The sequence below is a fragment of the Agrobacterium sp. V1 genome, from assembly GCF_030518355.1.
GTDB classification, from domain to species: domain Bacteria; phylum Pseudomonadota; class Alphaproteobacteria; order Rhizobiales; family Rhizobiaceae; genus Agrobacterium; species Agrobacterium cucumeris.
Genome location: NZ_JAULSF010000002.1, coordinates 1,291,092 through 1,307,945, shown reverse-complemented (window position 1 = coordinate 1,307,945; position 16,854 = coordinate 1,291,092). Strand labels below are relative to the sequence as shown.

The window sequence follows — 16,854 nt, the reverse complement described above, 5'->3', positions numbered from 1 at the left end:
ATGAACTCAACTGATGCAATAGGAAGTGGGGCGCCTTGGAAGGTGATGCAAACCCATACCATTTATGACGCTCCACCATTTGTGACGCTTTCGGTTGAGACGGTTTCATTGCCGGATGGGCGCGTTGTCAACGATTATCATCAAGTTCACTTGCCTGATTTTTCGATCGCCGTTCCGATTCTCGCGGACGGTCGTATCTTGACTTTATGGCAATATAAACATGGTGCTCGGTGTTATTCCATGACCTTTCCCGCTGGCCATGTGGAGCCCGGGGAAGATGCTGTTGAAGCGATGCAGCGGGAACTGCGAGAAGAAACCGGTTACGTGGCTGAGAACGCGGTTAGCTTTGGCAGTTATGCCGTTAGCGGCAATCAGGGCTGTGGGCGGGCGCATCTTTTTGCCTTGACGGGTTGCCGTTCCGCCGGCGTTGCTGATCATGACGATCTTGAAACTTTCGATCTTAGAGTTATGACAGTGGAGGAAATAAATGCGGCGATCGATCAGGGACATTGTTCAATCCTTCCTCAGCTCGCCGTCTGGCTCGCGACCAGAGCACATTTCGGGTTCTGACGATCAGCCACTAGCCGAACGCCAACCCGACTTGGCAGTTGAATCGACGGCACCGGCTGTCCAGCTTGATCTTGCTCCGATCTGGACAATGGTTCCTGACGCAGAGCCAATTCGGCTCGGCTCCTATTATGCCCATATGCGTGGCTATTATCCCTATTGTGAGATGCAAACCAAACGGTGGTGTGTCCGCAACATTGGCCGTGATTGGCACATTTTTGATGTCGGGGGTAATATTGGATATTACTCCGCACTTTTTGGCCGCTGCGCACCTGAAGGTCGCGTTGTGGCGTTCGAGCCTACGGAAACGCATCGTATGCTCAGACACAATCTTGAGGTCAACGGGATTTCAAATGTCGAAGTCCGGCAGATAGCCATGGGTGAGACCGAGGGGAACCGTCGGGACGCGATATTCCGCGTCTGGGGCAGTCCGGCGGAAGTGGAGGAGTTCCCTTTCTCGACAGTGGACGCGGAAATGCGGCGTCTGGAATGGGACAGACTCGATCTTCTTAAAGTTGATGTCGATAGCTTCGATCTCGAAGTGTTGAAAGGCTCTCTTCAGACCCTCGACAAATTTAACCCGTGGGTTCTCGTCGAGCTTAATCACGCCTTGGCAGAGAGAAAACAGAGCGTGTCTCAGGCGCTCGAATGGTTGGCATCAGTAGGTTACCACGATGCTCTCGTGATGGACGGTGAGAATTTCCTTTTGCGCCGTTCGGAGGGCGCACCGGTTGCCGTTGACGGCTTGCGGCTCGTTCATGAACGAGAGCCTGTCTATGTTGTGCCTGCTCTTATAGCGACGGAAGCCTTGGCAGCCGATGTTGCTGACGCTTTTGAAACGGCCGGTACGGGTGTTTTGGATGAAGAAACCGGTGAATTGATTATCGATGCTCCCTCTTGGGGCTATGGCTTGACTTGGAAAGTGCAACCGATCTGCGAAGGACCGGCAATCGTACGTTTGTCGGTTGGTGTTTCTGGAGCGGATATCGGGGTTCTCTGCGTAAGAGACGGGTTTTCGGATATCATTGGATCGGAAGCTTTTATACTCCCGGGCGGAGAAACTACAGTCGAGATAGCGCTTGATCAGGTCCAGGACCTGCGCGGGATTGTTATCAGAAGAGGCCCGACGCTACCCGGCGTGGCTCGAGTGCGTTTCAATGAGCCGGTTGTCCTGCAAGCGGAAGCTCGGCGCAATGTTACCCCGCCGCTTTCGATGAACCCGGCTCAAAAAGAGACCAACTTGAGTGTTGCCGCGCAAGCGCTGCCACCATTGCCTTTTGATGTGCCAGAAGACCGGCTCGAGATTGTTGATGCCCATATGCTGGGAGAACGCCTCGGCCTGGACTACTCGTTCCGAGCTCCGATAAATCTCGTCAATATGCCGCTTACACAGTTCCGTATGGAAGTCCATGACGCGAGGATATTGACACAACTCTACCGCGCCTTTCGACCAAAACATCACCTGGAGTTTGGGACCTGGGAGGGGTTTGGCGCGCGGCTTTGCCTGCAAAATTCCGAAGCTCTCGTCTGGACGCTGAACCTTCCCGAAGGAGAAAAAGATGATGAAGGGCGTCCTTTGTATTCAGACGCATCCGGCGTCACTGATGGCGGAAACCGGATCGGACGACTTTATCGCGAAGCTGGATTGGCCGGGCGAGTAACCCAGATGTTGATGGACAGCCGGGAGTTCGACACAGCTGCTTTCGGTCCGGATTTCTTCGATACTGTTCTGATCGACGGTGGCCATACGGCCGATGTGGTGACCAACGATACCGAAAAGGCGTTGCAGGTGGTTCGTCCGGGCGGACTTGTCATGTGGCATGACTTTTGTCCGGACCCCCTGATTGTAGCTGAACAAAATGCTGCTCAGGGCGTCGTTGAAGCAGTGCTGCAGAATTGGAAGCAGTGGCGTCCGCGCTTTTCATCCTTATTTTGGGTAAGACCCTCCTGGCTTCTGGTCGGGGTCGTTGCTGATGGCGGTATAAATGTAAATGAAGACAATGATACGCAATAAACAGGTTACATCCGCGACTTTTCCTTCGGCTTACGCGCAAGGCTTTGTTCGCTGTGCGGTTGCTTCACATTTGGTTACGCCTGCTTCGCCGTTGGCCAATGCCGCAGCGACGATACCATTACTAGAATCGGCAGACGAACAGTCTGTAGGCCTTCTCGTCCTACCGGAGCTAGGTCTGACTGGTTACGCGATTGATGATCTGCTGCACCAGCAGACGCTCCTTGACGAGGCGGAATCGGCTCTTGAACTGCTGCGAAAGCGCACTGAGACGCTAATGCCTGTCGTTCTCGTCGGAATGCCGGTCCGCTGGCAGGGACACCTTCTCAATTGTGCGTTTGTGCTGCATCGAGGTCGGCTTTTGGGTATTGTACCAAAAACCTATCTGCCCAATTATCGCGAATTCTACGAGGCGCGACATTTCGCATCGGGTGCCATAGTTGAAAAGGGCGCTACGATAGAGGTGTTGGGAACTGAAGTTCCAATCGGTACGGACCTTTTGTTCACTGCGCATGATATAGAGAATTTTGTGCTGGCGATTGAAATTTGCGAAGATGTTTGGGTGCCAACACCGCCCTCATCCATGGCCGCTCTTGCAGGCGCGACAGTCATAGCAAATCTTTCTGCGTCCAATGCTATTATCGGCAAGTCGGCCGAACGTCACGCGCTTTGCCGTGTGCAATCTGCTCGTTGCAATGCTGCTTACCTCTATTCGGCCGCCGGTTTTGGTGAGTCGACTACTGACCTTGCCTGGGATGGCCATGCGATGGTCTATGAAGCTGGTACTCTTTTGGCTGAATCCGAGCGCTTTTCTACAAGCGCCGGCATGATTGTTACGGATGTCGATCTGGAACTTCTGGCAGCCGAGCGACTGCGAAACGGTAGCCTTGTTGCAAATCGGCGCGATCTTGCGCCGAAAGCCTATAGGCACATCGGCTTTCATCTTCAGCCCCCAGCAAGTGACATAGGCCTGCATCGAAAAGTTGCCCGCTTTCCATTCGTCCCGGATGACAAAGATCAGCTTGATGTTCTCTGTGAGGAGGCTTTCCAGATACAATCTCAAGGTCTTGCTCGCCGTTTAAAGGCCAGTAACATTGAGCGTGTGGTCATCGGTGTTTCGGGTGGATTGGATAGTTCACACGCGCTGCTGGTTGCGCTTCACGCCATGGATCTGCTGAAACTTCCCCGTTCAAATGTCCTAGCGTGGACCTTGCCTGCTTTTGCGACCTCTAATACGACGAAATCGAATGCTTGGCGACTTATGCGAGCGTTGGGAGTGACCGCGGACGAGATCGACGTAGGCCCGGCTTCAATGCAGATGTTGCGGGATATCGGCCATCCCGCCGCAGAGGGAGAGAAGGTTTATGATATTACCTTCGAGAACGTCCAGGCGGGGGCTAGGACGTCGCTCCTTTTCCGACTGGCAAACCGTCACAACGCGATTGTTCTAGGCACCGGCGATCTCTCTGAACTCGCTCTTGGCTGGGCAACCTATGGCGTCGGTGATCATATGAGCCACTACAACGTCAATTGCTCGGTCCCAAAAACGCTTATCCAGCACCTTATTCGATGGGTCGCGGCACGCGGGCTGTACGGTGAAGAGGCATCCGACGTTCTTCGGAATATATTGTCCACAGAAATCAGTCCAGAATTAGTACCGGGTGATGCAGATGCGCCGAGCCAGAGGACGGAAGATTTTGTCGGACCTTATGCGCTTCAAGATTTCAATCTTTTTTATACGGTAAGATATGGCATGAGGCCGTCTAAGCTGGCTTTCCTTGCGTGGCACGCTTGGCGGGATGTCAAAACGGGTAGCTGGCCACCGGATTTCGCAGACGCTGATAGACGGGACTACGATTTGGAAACCGTTCGATCATGGCTAAGAGTTTTCATCAGGCGCTTTTTCCAAACCAGCCAATTCAAACGAAGCGCCGTTCCAAACGGTCCCAAAACGAGCTCAGGCGGCTCTTTGTCTCCGCGTGGCGACTGGCGTATGCCATCAGATGCGTCAGCGGATGCCTGGTTGCGGGAGCTTGACCTAGCACTAGCCCCGCCGCCGAAAAGTTAAGAAGGGCTGGCAGCGCATTCTGGTCAAATGACATCTCTCTATCGACTATAATCCGAATGCTCCGTTTATGTCAGGAGCATTCGTTAATTACGTTCTTTTATAATCATCCTCAATGCGGATGACATCATCCTCGCCGATATAGGCTCCGGTCTGAATTTCAACCAGCTCCAGCGGGATCTGCCCCTCATTGGCCAGCCGGTGCGGCTGGCCGATCGGGATATAAACCGACTGGTTTTCCGTCAGCAGCTTGGTTTCTTCGCCAATCGTCACCGTCGCCGTTCCCTTGACGACGATCCAGTGTTCCGAGCGATGATAATGTTTCTGGAACGAGATGCGGTGGCCGGGATCGACCGTGATATGACCGACCCGATAGCGCTCGTCCACATACATGTGTTCGATATAACCCCAGGGACGATAAACGCGTTTGTGCGCCTGCGTCTGCGGCGCATGGTCGCCGTCCTTCAGCGTCTCCACCAGCCCCTTCACATCCTGCACCCGGTTTTTCGGCACCACCAGAACTGCATCCTTGGTGGCCACCACCACCAGATCCTTGGCGCCCACCACCGTCGTCAGCAATTGCGTGGAGTGAATGAGGCAGCCCTCGGAATCGATGAACACGCCATCGCCCTCGAGCGCATTGTCATTGCCGCGCTTGTCGGCAATTTCCCAGATCGCGTCCCAGCTGCCGATATCCGACCAGCGGAAATGGCCATGCACAACCGCCATGCGTTTGGTTTTTTCAATCACCGCATAATCGATGGAGTTTTTCGGCGAAGCCTCGAAGCTTTGCTGATGCAGGCGCACGAAGCCAAGGTCGCTTTCATATTGTTCGACCGCCTGTGTCACTGCCGAAAGAATCTCCGGCGCGAAGGCCTTGAGTTCGGCGATCATCACGTCGGAGCGGAACAGGAAGTTGCCGGAATTCCAGAGATACCCTTTTTCCAGATAGGAAATCGCCGTCTTCATGTCAGGCTTTTCCACGAAGGCATCGACGGTGCTGAGATCGGCCTCACCGTCGATCGCCTCACCTGGCTTGATATAACCATAGGAAGTGCGCGGCTCGGTCGGCACCAGACCGAAGACGACGATATTGCCCTGATCGGCAGCTTTTGCGCCGAGTTTCACGGCATCGGAAAACTTGTCGGCATCGAGCACCACGTGGTCGGCGGCAAGCGCCAGTACCAGGCATCCTGGCTCACGGCGCTCGGCCAGCACGGCGGCGGCAGCCATGGCGGCGGCGCTGTCGCGGCGGGCGGGCTCCAGCACCACGGTTGCCGGCAGATCGATCTCTTCGGCCTGACGGCGGGCGAAGAAACGGAAATCCTCATTGGTGATCACCAGCGGCTCGGCATAAAGCCCCTTGTCGCCCACCCGCATCAACGTCTGTTGATAGGTCGAAAGATTGCCGACCAGCGGCTGGAACTGCTTGGGCAGCTGGTCACGAGAAACAGGCCAGAGCCGCGAACCAGCACCGCCAGCAAGAAGAACCGGCGTGATCTTTCGAGAGTGTTCCTTCACAATAAAACCTTTCCAACGCGGCCTGATAAGGGTCAGGATTATGCTACGTCCGCATCGAACTGGATGCTGTGTAGGCGTTTATAAAGACCATCCGTTGCAAGCAATTCTCGCCGACTGCCTTCTTCGACAACCTGTCCATTATCCATAACGACGATCTTGTCGGCTCGATTGATTGTTGAAAGCCGATGAGCAATAACAATAGATGTCTTGTTCAGGGTCAGGCGCTCAAGTGCATCCCTCACGAGGGATTCGGATTCTGAATCCAGTGCACTGGTCGCCTCGTCGAGGATAAGAATGTCAGCGTCTCTCAGCATGGCGCGAGCGATCGCAACACGTTGTCTCTGGCCGCCGGATAGGCCTGAGCCATTTTCACCAAGCTTGCTATCATAACCGTCAGGCATCTTCATGATGAAGTCATGCGCATTGGCAGCCTTGGCCGCAGCTATGATTTCTTCTTCTGTCGCATCGTCCCGGCCAACGGAAATATTGTGCTTTACGGTGCCCGAAAACAGGAAGGTTTCCTGACCTACATAGGATACGTGCTCGCGCAGGCTCGCAAATGACACATCACGCAAATCCATGCCGTTGATTTCAACGGAACCGTTTTGAGGATCGTAAAGGCGCATCATAAGATTGATTATGGTGGATTTCCCACTGCCGGAAGGACCGACCAGTGCGGTCATTTTGCCGCCCTCGAAGAGCACGCTGACATCCTTCAGAACTGGCTGGCCCGAAACATATTCGAAGCTGACGTTCTTCAGTTCCACATCGCCACTTGCCCTGGGGAGAGGCAGAGCATCCTTTTTTTCGGCAAGCGTCAAAGGTGCGTCCAGAACCTCGAACATCATGCGGACCCCGATCATGCCGCTTTCGATCTGGATTCTCATACGCGCCAGACGTTTTGCCGGTTCGTAGGCAAGAAGCAGAGCGGTTATAAAGGCCATCAGATCGCCAGGAGAACCACCTTTTTCCAGAACAGTATAACCGGAAACGGCAATGACGACGGCAATCGCGAGGCCCGACAGCGTTTCCATGATCGGGCTGGTCGCCGCTTCAAGCTTCGCGATACCATTGGCGCGATGCTCGACATCGGACACCGCCTTGTTCATACGTTGACGCATAAGCTTCTCAAGCGAAAACGCTTTGATCACGCGGACGCCGATGCTGGTTTCCTGCACGACGTTGACGATTTCGCCAAGCGAAGCAAGTTCCGCCTCCATGATTTTGCGCACACGACGCAAGACAAGACGGACACTGAAAATTGCAAGGGGTCCTATAATCATTGAAATCGCGCTCAGAAGAAAATTCTGGGCGAACATCACCACGATCAAGCCGATGAGCGAAAGCAGGTCGCGTATGAAGGACGTGACGATCGTATCAATAACGCTTCTGGCGGCCTGTGCATTGTAGGTTACGCGAACCAGCAGCTCCGACGATGGCAGGTTCTGAAAGAATGATACGCCTTGCTTCAGCAGGCGATCATAGATTTTGCGCTGCTGCTCTGCGACGATACTGTTGCCTGCTTTGCTCAGATAGTAGCTCTGAACGAACGTGGCGAGGCCCTTGACGATGAATATAGCGGCGACCGCGAAAGCAATCTCAAGAACGACATCAAAGCCCTGCTTCAGGTAAACGCTGTTGACGATATCGCGCATGATCCAGGCGCTGAGAGATGTCGTTGCAGCAACGACAACCATTGCCGCGATTGCCATCGAGTACCAGCTAACATGCTTTTTAAAGTTCTCTTTGAACAGTCGTACCAGCAGCTTCTTGTCGTTTGGCGACAAAAATGATCCGATCACAGCGATATTCCTAAATTGGTGCAGAAACTACATTTGGTGAGTGTTATCACGTTAGACGAACAAACCCAAACTCGTGGAGTTATGTTGTGCGTATGACGCTCATATATGATCTGCCCAAGTTTCATACTCAGAAAACTCAAAGCTTAACACTGATCCCAAATGCCGAGGCACGTCTAATCCAAAATTGGTTTAGTGCACTTAAATGGGTGATCGCTAAGTGTCAATCTCCCTCTGGTGAGGAAGCCATAACGTGCAGTTCTGCCTAGAGCAGAATAGTGGGCAATTCGCGCTTTAGTTGTTAGGCGAAAATGTGTAGTTTTCCCCAACTGAAAGGTTCTCAACATTGACAAATGGGCTGCCCAAAATCTATATGCCAAATTCAATGGTGGGCTATTGACAACGGCGTGGCATATAAACTCGTAAGTTTTTGCAATCTAATGTGTTTTATGACGGAAGTGTCCGTCAGGCAGGACGGTAAATGCCCCAAGTATTTTTTGATCTGTCGGAACTGTTCCTGAACTCGGGAGTGAAATTTAAGTATTACGGAATCGCTCGAACCGTAATGGAAGTCGCTTATGAACTGACTTTGGCGGATAAATCAGTAAGGTATGTAATCTATTCGCCGTTGCATCGTCGTTTTTTTGAAGTTTTTCCGCGTATAGGTGATGCATCGCCAACCGGCGTTTTAGATCCGAATGTCCCTTCAAGTGCGACGCCACTGCGCCTCAGACAAAATCTTTTTGATACGAATTTTTTGAAGTCTTTGCTCTACAGGGCGGTGCGCACTGTAGTTGAGCATCGCAATCGCAAACGTTGGGCAACTATTCCGGCGGGTGCAGTTCGAGAGGTTGATCTAGACGGGCAGATTCTGGTCTCGCTGGGTAGGCCTAAAATTATGTCAGATTATATCATGGCGTTGAGTGAACGGGGCGAAAAAGCCACCTTTATTCCAATGCTGCATGATATGATTCCGTTGCATAATTTCACCCACCGGAATCAGTTTTCGTTTCCGAGGAATTTCATTCATGATAATAAGGTCGCTATAGGAGCAGCGGCACTGATTTTGACGAATTCAGAATTTACGGCGCGGGAAGTAGAGCATTTTTCTAACATGGGAACATTGCCGCCCGTGCCGGACGTTGTGGCTATACCACTTTGCAACGAGCTTCGGCCGACAGTTGAGCCGATTGATAAGCGGCCTCCTCAAGGCCGTTACCTGTTGGGTGTTGGTATTTATAACGGCCGTAAAAACCTGGAATGTGTTGTTGAAGCCATGCTTCTATTGCAGGCTTCCGGCGTCGTGCCGCCTGCGTTGGTGTTGGCAGGTGCAAGGCGCAAAAGGGTTGAAAAATTTTTAAAACTGGAAAAATTCCGTCCGATCGTCGACAACTTTCACTTTGTTCTTAATCCGAACCAGGCGGAATTACGTTTGCTGTACGAAAACGCCTACGGTCTCGTTTTACCGAGCAGGATGGAGGGGTGGGGTTTGCCGATCAGTGAAGCTCTGTGGTGCGGGACCCCGGCGTTTGCAGCGGATGTGCCGGCATTGAGAGAGGCCGGTGGGACGCTGGCACTTTATTTTGATCCGGAGAAACCAGACGAGTTGGCGGATTTGGTTCGTGTATTGTTGTTGGATCCGGACAAGTATGCTGCCTTGAAAGCGAAGATAGCCGAGTTCAAACCACAAATGCGAACATGGAAGGATGTTGCGTCAGACATACTCCGTGCAGTTCATGAATTGGATAACAACGAGAGGCGGGCGACCACCTAAAGCGGCAAGTCGAAGCTGCGACGGGTTCGACAATCTGCTCTTTGTCCGTTCGTGCGGCGTGCGTGCCGATATTGTCGCTAGCCTGCCAATGGTTTCTATCTGATCACAAGCGACGCCTGTACGAAGAAGATACCCGAACTCCGCTTTTTTATTTCCACATCGCCCGCATTCGCGCACCCACATCAATCCGGATCTGCTGCGCGCTGCGCTCCGAAGCTGCGGCCGAAACAATCGGCCATGTCGTCGTTTCGAAGAATTGCAGCAGGGTTGCAGGTATGAAGCGGGTTCTTGAGGCGTAGACATGCCGGTCGCCCTGCTGGCTCTGGCCGCCCGTGAAGAAGCGTTGTGGCGTGATCAGCGACAGGCCGTCCTTGGCGCGGGTCATAGCGACATAGAGCAGCCTTCGCTCTTCCTCCAGTTCCTGGGTGGTGCCGACGCCAAGGTCGGATGGGATGCAGCCATCGATGACGTTCAGGATGAAGACGGAACGCCATTCCTGGCCTTTTGCTGAATGGATGGTCGACAGGGTCAGGTAATCCTCGTCAAGCAGCGGCACGCCGGCCTGATCACTGGTGGCGTCAGGCGGATCGAGCGTCAGCTCGGTCAAAAATCGTTCGCGCGAGGGATAACCGCTGGCGATCTGCTCGAGCTGTAGCAGATCGGCCTTGCGGGTATCGGCATCCTCATGGATGCGTTCGAGATGGGGTTCGTACCATAGCCTTGCCTGGCCGATTTCGCCTGGCCAGCCGTTTTGGCCCCGCCGCAGCCCCACCAGCATTTGCGTGAAGGCTGTCCAGTCATCGCCGGTCTTGGGTGGCGGCGGAATTTCGGCAAGGGCAAGCAGCGGCTCGGCGTCTGCAGCGATCGTATCGAGAATGTTGCCGGCTTTCTTCGGTCCGACGCCGGGCAGCATCTGCAGCAGCCGGAAGCCGGCGACACGGTCACGCGGGTTCTGGGCGAAGCGGAGAACCGCCAGCATGTCCTTCACATGGGCGCTGTCGAGGAATTTCAGGCCACCGAATTTGACGAAGGGGATGTTGCGGCGGGTCAGTTCCACTTCAAGCGGGCCGCTGTGGCTGGAGGTGCGAAACAACACGGCCTGCTGTTTCAGCGTCATGCCGGTCTCGCGATTGGCAAGTACTTGATCGATGATGAAGTTCGCCTGTTCGGTTTCGTCCTTCACCGTCACCAGCTTCGGGCGTTCGAGTGACTGCCGCTCCGTCCAGAGGTTTTTGGTAAACCGCTCACGCGCCAGATCGATGACGCCATTGGCGGCGGCAAGAATCGGCTGCGTCGAGCGATAGTTGCGATCAAGCGTGATGATATCCGCCGCCGGGCTGAAGGATGCCGGAAAATCGAGGATGTTTCGCACCGTCGCAGCCCGGAACGAATAGATCGACTGCGCATCGTCGCCCACTACCGTCAACCCACGGCCACCGGGTTTGAGGGCCATCAGCACCGAAGCCTGCAGCCGGTTGGTATCCTGATATTCGTCGACCATGACATGGTCGAAACGGTTGCCGATATCGTCTGCCAGGGTGGGGTCGCTCACCATCTGCGCCCAATAGAGCAGGAGATCGTCGTAATCGAGCACGTTCTGGACCTGCTTGGCCTCGACATAGGCCGCGAACAGTTGCTTAAGTTCGCTCTCCCAGCTGGCAACCCAAGGATAATGCTGGCGCAGGATCTCCTTCAGCGGCGTCTGGGAATTCACCGCACGCGAGTAGATCGCAAGGCATGTTCCCTTGGTCGGAAAGCGGCTTTCGGTCTTGGAAAAGCCCAGCTCGTGCCGGGCAAGGTTCATCAGGTCGGCGCTGTCTTCGCGGTCGTGGATGGTGAAATCGATATTGAGGCCGATCTGTTCGGCATAGATGCGCAACAGGCGCGCGCCGATGCCATGAAACGTGCCGGACCATGCCAGCGCATCGGTCAGCGCACCTGAATTGCCGCCGAGGACATGTTTACAGATACGCTCTACACGCCGCGACATTTCCGAGGCCGCGCGTCTGGAAAAGGTCATCAGCAGGATGCGGCGGGGGTCGGCGCCGTTGACGATCAGATGCGCGACACGATGGGCAAGCGTATTGGTCTTGCCGGAACCGGCGCCGGCAATGATCAAGAGCGGTCCGGCCGTCTGTCCCTCTGCCAGCCCGACGCCGTGTTCCACTGCCTTGCGTTGTTGTTCGTTCAACTTGTCCAGATAGGCAACCGCCATGCCTGTAATCCTTGATATGTGGTTGTCCGTCCGTGGATAGCGGTGGAAATGGTCAGCCGTCGAGGCATCGGCTGGCCATTTCCACCGTTCCAGCAATGATTAGCAAAGACTCAAACACCAATCCAGAACAAATAATGAACGCCTCGCCTTGATAATCCAAGCCGATATACCGGCCCGGGCGTCGATGGGTGGCAAGAACCTGATTTTCCCATCGCGATAAGAATAGTAATAAGGAAAATATCGTACTTAATTGAAATATATAATCATTTATTCTCGTCGCTCTCGCGTTTCCCGTTTCGGCTCGGAAAGGCTTGAACCAGGCCGGAGGCTTGCGAGTTCAATCATCGGCCTTGGGGAAAAGGCCTGTCTGTTGGGAGGACCAAATGAAAAATCTGAAATTCTGCCTGATCGCCGTAGCTGCCCTTACCACCTCGACATTTGCCTCGGCCGAGCAGAAAGCCGTGAAATCCGATGTCACAATCGCCTCAGACATCAATTACCTGCTTTACACCCCGAAGGATTATGCCGGTTCGGACAAGACCTATCCTCTCGTCGTCTGGCTGCATGGCGGTGACCAGGGTGGCAGCGATGTCGAGAAGCTGCGCAGAAGTGGTCTGCCGAAAATGATCGAAGAGGGGCGTGATTTTCCTTTCCTGGTGTTCTCGCCGCAAAACCCCAGTGAGGAACTGCTTTATCCGATCGAGCGTGTTGCAGCCACTCTGCGGTCGGTGGTGGCCGATCATCGGGTGGATCGCAGCCGCATCTACCTGATCGGTTATAGCCGGGGTGGATTTGGCGCATGGTCAATGGCCGAACAGTTTCCGGAGACCTTTGCCGCTGTCGTGCCGATCGCCGGCGGCGGTATCCGGCATTATCTCAACCGCACCAATGAAAAGACCGCCTTCTGGGCTTTCCACGGTGCAAATGACGAGGTGATACCGCTGTCAGACACCGTGGTTCTCGTACAACGCCTTCAGGAGTTGAAACGCAATGTTCGGCTCACCGTGTTCGAGGAGACAAATCATCAGGCGGTGGAGGGAAAAGTGCTGAAAGACGAGGCGATGTGGACGTGGCTTCTCGAACAGAAGCTCGCTGAGGTCAAAGCACCGTCTTCTCCCTGAGTTTCCGGATTGCTGATTGAGGCGATCACAGACAAAGCCGCCCGGCGCTTCTGCCGGACGGTTGTCTCTAGAGGCTCGATGTCGATCTAAAGGAAGCTGCTTTCGAACAGCTCGCCCGAATAGGCGGCATGGGTAACGCCCGCTTCAAGGTCGGCCCTCGTCAACTCATCGACAAAAACGCCGTTCTGCATGACGAGAACGCGGTCGCACATATGGGCGATGACCGCGAGATCGTGGCTGACGAGAACGAAAGTAAGGTCGCGTTCCTCGCGCTGGTCGGCGAGCAGATTGAGGATTTCCGCCTGAATGGAGACGTCGAGCGCGGATGTCGGCTCATCGAGCAGCAGGATGGGCGGCTCGAGGATCAGCGCGCGCGCGATCGCCACACGCTGGCGCTGGCCGCCGGACAGTTCATGCGGGAATCGCTCGGCAAAATGTGCGGGCAGGCCGACCTGTTGCAGGGCGGCCGGTACTTTCGACCAGCCATCGCCAAGCCCCATGGAGCGGATCGGTTCGGCCAGAGCCCGGCCGATGCGATGGCGTGGGTGCAGCGAACCGTACGGGTCCTGAAACACCATCTGCGCCAGTTTCAGTTCCTCGCGGCTGCGCACCTTGCCGACCGGCTTGCCGTCGAAACTGATCGATCCGGTCCACACCGATTCCAGCCCCGCAAGCGACCGCAGCAATGTCGATTTGCCGCAACCGCTTTCACCGACGATGCCGAGCGTTTCACCCCTGTTGACCTTGAGGCTGACGCCGCGAACGACGTGATTGCGGTTTTCCTTCGTGCCATAGACGACATCGAGCTTGTCTACCGTGATCATCACATCACCTCCGCATCAATTGCCTGTCGGTCCAGTACCTTGAGACGCCTGACAGGATTGCGGGGGTCGGGCATCGCCGCGATCAGGCCGCGCGTATAGGGATGTTGCGCATCCTCGAGCTTCGTCAGCGTTTCCACCACGCGTCCGCCATACATGACCAGCACGCGTTCGCAGAAGGCCGAGACCATGCGGATGTCATGGCTGATGAGAATGAGGCCCGAATTGTTTTCACGCACCATCTCGTCCAGAAGCAGAAGCACATCCTTGCGAACGCTGACGTCGAGCGCCGAGGTCGGCTCGTCGGCGATAACCAGCTTCGGTTTGGCGAGCAGCATCATGGCGATCATCACGCGCTGCCCCATGCCGCCGGAAATCTGATGCGGATAAAGCCCCATCACGCGGTCGGGATCGTTGATGCGCACGCGCAGCAGCATGTCGCGCGCGGCGTTTCTGGCGGCCTTGCCGGTGAGAGCGAGATGCAGTTCGGCCGCCTCCGCCACCTGTTTTCCGATCGGCAGGACCGGATTGAGCGAATAACGCGGGTCCTGCATGATCAGCGCCATCTCGCTGCCGCGGATCGCGCCCATCTGGCGCTCGGATTTTGTGAGCAATGGCTCGGAGAGGAAGTCCATGCGCTCCGCCGTAACGGTGGCGCTTTTCGGCAGAAGCCGCATGGCGGCGCGGCCGGTCGTGGACTTGCCGGAGCCGGATTCGCCGACGATGCCGACACGCTCGCGCCCGACGTCGAAGTTGACATTGGAAACGGCGGGAATGGAGTTGCGGCCGAAGCGAACGTTGAGATCGCGGACCGAAAGAATGGGGGAGCTATCAGGAACGGGCATGGCGCGGATCCAGCAGGTCTCGCAGCGTATCGCCGGCGATGTTGAAGGCAAGGCTCGTCAGCAGGATGGCGATGCCGGGCATGACGGCGACCCACCAGTAATCGAGCATGAATTTACGGCCGCTGGAGATCATCGCTCCCCATTCCGGCAGCGGTGGCTGAGCGCCCAGACCGAGGAAGCCTAGCGACGCGGCAGTGAGAATGATGCCGGCCATGTTCAGCGTCAGGCGGACGATGACCGAAGGAATGCACATCGGCGCAATGTATAAAAACAGGATGCGCAGCGGTGACGCGCCATAAAGGCGGGCGGCGGCGACATAATCCGTATTGCGCACGACGAGAGCTTCGGCACGGGCGAGACGCGCGATTGGCGGCCAGGCGGTCAGCGAGATCGCGATGATCGCCGTGCCGAGACCCGCACCCATGGCGGCCGCAAAGGCAAGCGCCAGCACGAGCGATGGGAAGGACAGAACGATATCGGTGGCGCGCATCAGGATCGCGTCGGTTCTGCCGCCGAAGAAACCGGCCATGACGCCAATGGCAAGGCCGATGGGGCCGACGATAACCGAGACCGACAAGACGGTCTGGATGGTGATGCGGGTGCCATAGACAAGCCGGCTGAAAATATCCCGGCCGAATTCGTCGGTTCCGGCCAGATGCAGCCAGCTGGGCGGCTGAAGTGCATTGTCGAGCGCCTGGCGCGCCGGATCGAATGGCGCAATGAGCGGCGCAAAGATCGCGACGATAACCAGGATGGCAAGGATGGCAAAACCGAACATTCCAAGCGGCTCGTCACCGAGCTTTCTTAATGTTCGGAATGTCGTGGTCGATAGGCGTGACAGGGCGCTGCGGCCGTGAACGCCATTATTCTGGGTGATATCGGTCATCGAGCGACCTCCCGTGTGCGCGGGTCCAGCGTGGTATAGGCCACGTCTGCCAGGAAGTTGAGCATCATGAAGATGAATCCGATGACGATGGTGGCCGCGAGAATGGCATTCATGTCACCGATGAGCAGGGCGTTGGTCATATATTGACCGATCCCGGGCCAGGAAAAGACGATTTCCGTCACCACGGCACCTTCGAGAAGATTGCCATAGGAGATGGCGAGAACGGTGATGAGCTGTACGGCGATATTGGGCAGCACGTGCCGGGTGACCGTGCGTGCCGGGCTGACGCCCTTGGCGCGCGCTGCGATCACATAATCCTGGCTGAGTTGCTCGAGTGTGAAAGCGCGTGTCATGCGGGTGATGTAGGCCATCGCCATATAGGCAAGGATGATCGCCGGCAGGAGGATGTGCGAAAGCGCGTTCCAGAAAATCTCGGTTTCGCCGGCGAGCAGGGTATCAACCAGCATCAGCCCCGTTTTCGGTTCCACGAGGCCTTCGTAAAAAACGTCGACACGGCCGGGGCCTGCAACAAGGTTGAGATTGGCGTAGAAAATCACCAGCCCGACGATACCGAACCAGAAGACCGGGATCGAATGTCCCACCAGCGCGAAGACACGCGCGAATTTGTCGATGAACGTATCACGAAACAGCGCGGCGGAAAGACCAAGCGGCACGCCGATAACGGTGGAGATGATGATTGCCAGCGTCGCCAGTTCCAGCGTTGCCGGAAATGCCTGTGCCAGATCCTTGGTCACCGGATTGCCGGTCAGGATCGCTATGCCGAAATCGCCATGCAGCAGGCCACGCAGATAAAGGAAGAACTGCTGGTAGAGCGGCAGATCAAGTCCGAGCCGCGCCCGCATGGCCTCATAGGCCTTGGGGTCCGCAAGCTCGCCGACGATTGCGCCAACCGGATCGGTCGGCATGACGCGGCCAATGATGAACGTGATGCAAAGCAGAATGAAGAGGCTGACGACAAGTTGCAGGAAGCGATGTCCAAGCCCGCGCAGTGAGATTTCCGTCATTGCAGGCCGCACTTCCGCAAGAGGGAACCGTCAGCGAATGGCGTACCGCGAACCGCTCGCCGATGACGCGCAATTCTCCATTGCAAAAACTCTTGATGGTACTTCATCCCAACTCCTCCCTGAGCTAACATGAAAACATATGACGTAACACAAAGTCATCATATGAGTAACGAAGGGATTCGTATTTCGCAAGAGGGAAGAGTG

The 16,854-nt window shown here is 55.6% G+C and carries 12 protein-coding genes; 5 read left to right on the top strand and 7 right to left on the bottom strand.

Going from position 1 to position 16,854, the window contains the following annotated elements; genetic code table 11:
- The 3 genes from QSV77_RS19870 to QSV77_RS19860 are packed head-to-tail and all read left to right on the top strand — an operon-like array spanning position 1 to position 4,646.
- The gene (locus QSV77_RS19870; RefSeq protein ID WP_302734792.1) at positions 1 to 570 is read left to right on the top strand and encodes an NUDIX hydrolase; all 570 of its coding nucleotides are present in this window, start codon (positions 1 to 3) and stop codon (positions 568 to 570) included.
- Positions 488 to 2,581 carry an FkbM family methyltransferase gene (locus QSV77_RS19865; protein WP_302734791.1) on the top strand — a complete coding sequence of 698 codons (2,094 nt, stop codon included), beginning with the start codon at positions 488 to 490 and terminating at the stop codon, positions 2,579 to 2,581. The genes QSV77_RS19870 and QSV77_RS19865 overlap by 83 nt, the downstream gene beginning before the upstream one ends.
- Complete coding sequence (locus tag QSV77_RS19860; protein ID WP_302734790.1) at positions 2,559 to 4,646, top strand: NAD(+) synthase; 2,088 nt, start codon at positions 2,559 to 2,561, stop codon at positions 4,644 to 4,646. The genes QSV77_RS19865 and QSV77_RS19860 overlap by 23 nt, the downstream gene beginning before the upstream one ends.
- Positions 4,647 to 4,733: 87 nt before the next feature.
- Here the strand turns inward: QSV77_RS19860 and QSV77_RS19855 are convergent, their stop codons facing one another.
- Positions 4,734 to 6,164 carry a mannose-1-phosphate guanylyltransferase/mannose-6-phosphate isomerase gene (locus QSV77_RS19855; protein ID WP_302734789.1) on the bottom strand — a complete coding sequence of 477 codons (1,431 nt, stop codon included), beginning with the start codon at positions 6,162 to 6,164 and terminating at the stop codon, positions 4,734 to 4,736.
- A gap of 38 nt (positions 6,165 to 6,202) precedes the next feature.
- On the bottom strand, positions 6,203 to 7,966 hold the full coding sequence (locus QSV77_RS19850) for an ABC transporter ATP-binding protein (protein WP_302734788.1): 1,764 nt from the start codon (positions 7,964 to 7,966) through the stop codon (positions 6,203 to 6,205).
- Between the two features lie 478 nt (positions 7,967 to 8,444).
- On the opposite strand from QSV77_RS19850, the gene QSV77_RS19845 reads away from it, so the two are divergent.
- Positions 8,445 to 9,737: a glycosyltransferase family 1 protein gene (locus QSV77_RS19845; protein WP_302734787.1), complete on the top strand. Its 1,293-nt coding sequence runs from the start codon at positions 8,445 to 8,447 to the stop codon at positions 9,735 to 9,737.
- 148 nt (positions 9,738 to 9,885) lie between these two features.
- Here the strand turns inward: QSV77_RS19845 and QSV77_RS19840 are convergent, their stop codons facing one another.
- Complete coding sequence (locus QSV77_RS19840; RefSeq protein ID WP_302734786.1) at positions 9,886 to 11,952, bottom strand: ATP-dependent helicase; 2,067 nt, start codon at positions 11,950 to 11,952, stop codon at positions 9,886 to 9,888.
- 383 nt (positions 11,953 to 12,335) lie between these two features.
- Here QSV77_RS19840 and QSV77_RS19835 point away from each other — a divergent pair, with 383 nt between their 5' ends.
- Positions 12,336 to 13,073: a prolyl oligopeptidase family serine peptidase gene (locus QSV77_RS19835; RefSeq protein ID WP_302734785.1), complete on the top strand. Its 738-nt coding sequence runs from the start codon at positions 12,336 to 12,338 to the stop codon at positions 13,071 to 13,073.
- An 86-nt stretch (positions 13,074 to 13,159) separates the two neighbouring features.
- Here QSV77_RS19835 and QSV77_RS19830 read toward each other — a convergent pair whose 3' ends face one another.
- The 4 genes from QSV77_RS19830 to QSV77_RS19815 are packed head-to-tail and all read right to left on the bottom strand — an operon-like array spanning position 13,160 to position 16,650.
- Positions 13,160 to 13,897: an ABC transporter ATP-binding protein gene (locus QSV77_RS19830; protein WP_302734784.1), complete on the bottom strand. Its 738-nt coding sequence runs from the start codon at positions 13,895 to 13,897 to the stop codon at positions 13,160 to 13,162.
- A complete protein-coding gene (locus tag QSV77_RS19825) occupies positions 13,897 to 14,739 on the bottom strand; it encodes an ABC transporter ATP-binding protein (RefSeq protein ID WP_302734783.1) in 843 nt (280 codons plus the stop codon). Before QSV77_RS19825 ends, QSV77_RS19830 begins: the two co-directional genes overlap by 1 nt.
- Positions 14,726 to 15,625 carry an ABC transporter permease gene (locus QSV77_RS19820; RefSeq protein ID WP_302734782.1) on the bottom strand — a complete coding sequence of 300 codons (900 nt, stop codon included), beginning with the start codon at positions 15,623 to 15,625 and terminating at the stop codon, positions 14,726 to 14,728. Before QSV77_RS19820 ends, QSV77_RS19825 begins: the two co-directional genes overlap by 14 nt.
- Positions 15,622 to 16,650, bottom strand: coding sequence for an ABC transporter permease (locus QSV77_RS19815; protein WP_080843016.1), 1,029 nt, complete (start codon positions 16,648 to 16,650; stop codon positions 15,622 to 15,624). The genes QSV77_RS19820 and QSV77_RS19815 overlap by 4 nt, the downstream gene beginning before the upstream one ends.
- Between the last annotated feature and the right edge of the window lie 204 nt (positions 16,651 to 16,854).

Coding starts and splice junctions, on each gene's coding strand:
- QSV77_RS19825 (WP_302734783.1), bottom strand. CDS start 14,739: ATGCCCGTTCCTGATAGCTCCCCCATTCTTTCGGTCCGCGATCTCAAC.
- QSV77_RS19840 (WP_302734786.1), bottom strand. CDS start 11,952: ATGGCGGTTGCCTATCTGGACAAGTTGAACGAACAACAACGCAAGGCA.
- QSV77_RS19835 (WP_302734785.1), top strand. CDS start 12,336: ATGAAAAATCTGAAATTCTGCCTGATCGCCGTAGCTGCCCTTACCACC.
- QSV77_RS19845 (WP_302734787.1), top strand. CDS start 8,445: ATGCCCCAAGTATTTTTTGATCTGTCGGAACTGTTCCTGAACTCGGGA.
- QSV77_RS19815 (WP_080843016.1), bottom strand. CDS start 16,650: ATGACGGAAATCTCACTGCGCGGGCTTGGACATCGCTTCCTGCAACTT.
- QSV77_RS19865 (WP_302734791.1), top strand. CDS start 488: ATGCGGCGATCGATCAGGGACATTGTTCAATCCTTCCTCAGCTCGCCG.
- QSV77_RS19860 (WP_302734790.1), top strand. CDS start 2,559: ATGAAGACAATGATACGCAATAAACAGGTTACATCCGCGACTTTTCCT.
- QSV77_RS19870 (WP_302734792.1), top strand. CDS start 1: ATGAACTCAACTGATGCAATAGGAAGTGGGGCGCCTTGGAAGGTGATG.
- QSV77_RS19830 (WP_302734784.1), bottom strand. CDS start 13,897: ATGATCACGGTAGACAAGCTCGATGTCGTCTATGGCACGAAGGAAAAC.
- QSV77_RS19820 (WP_302734782.1), bottom strand. CDS start 15,625: ATGACCGATATCACCCAGAATAATGGCGTTCACGGCCGCAGCGCCCTG.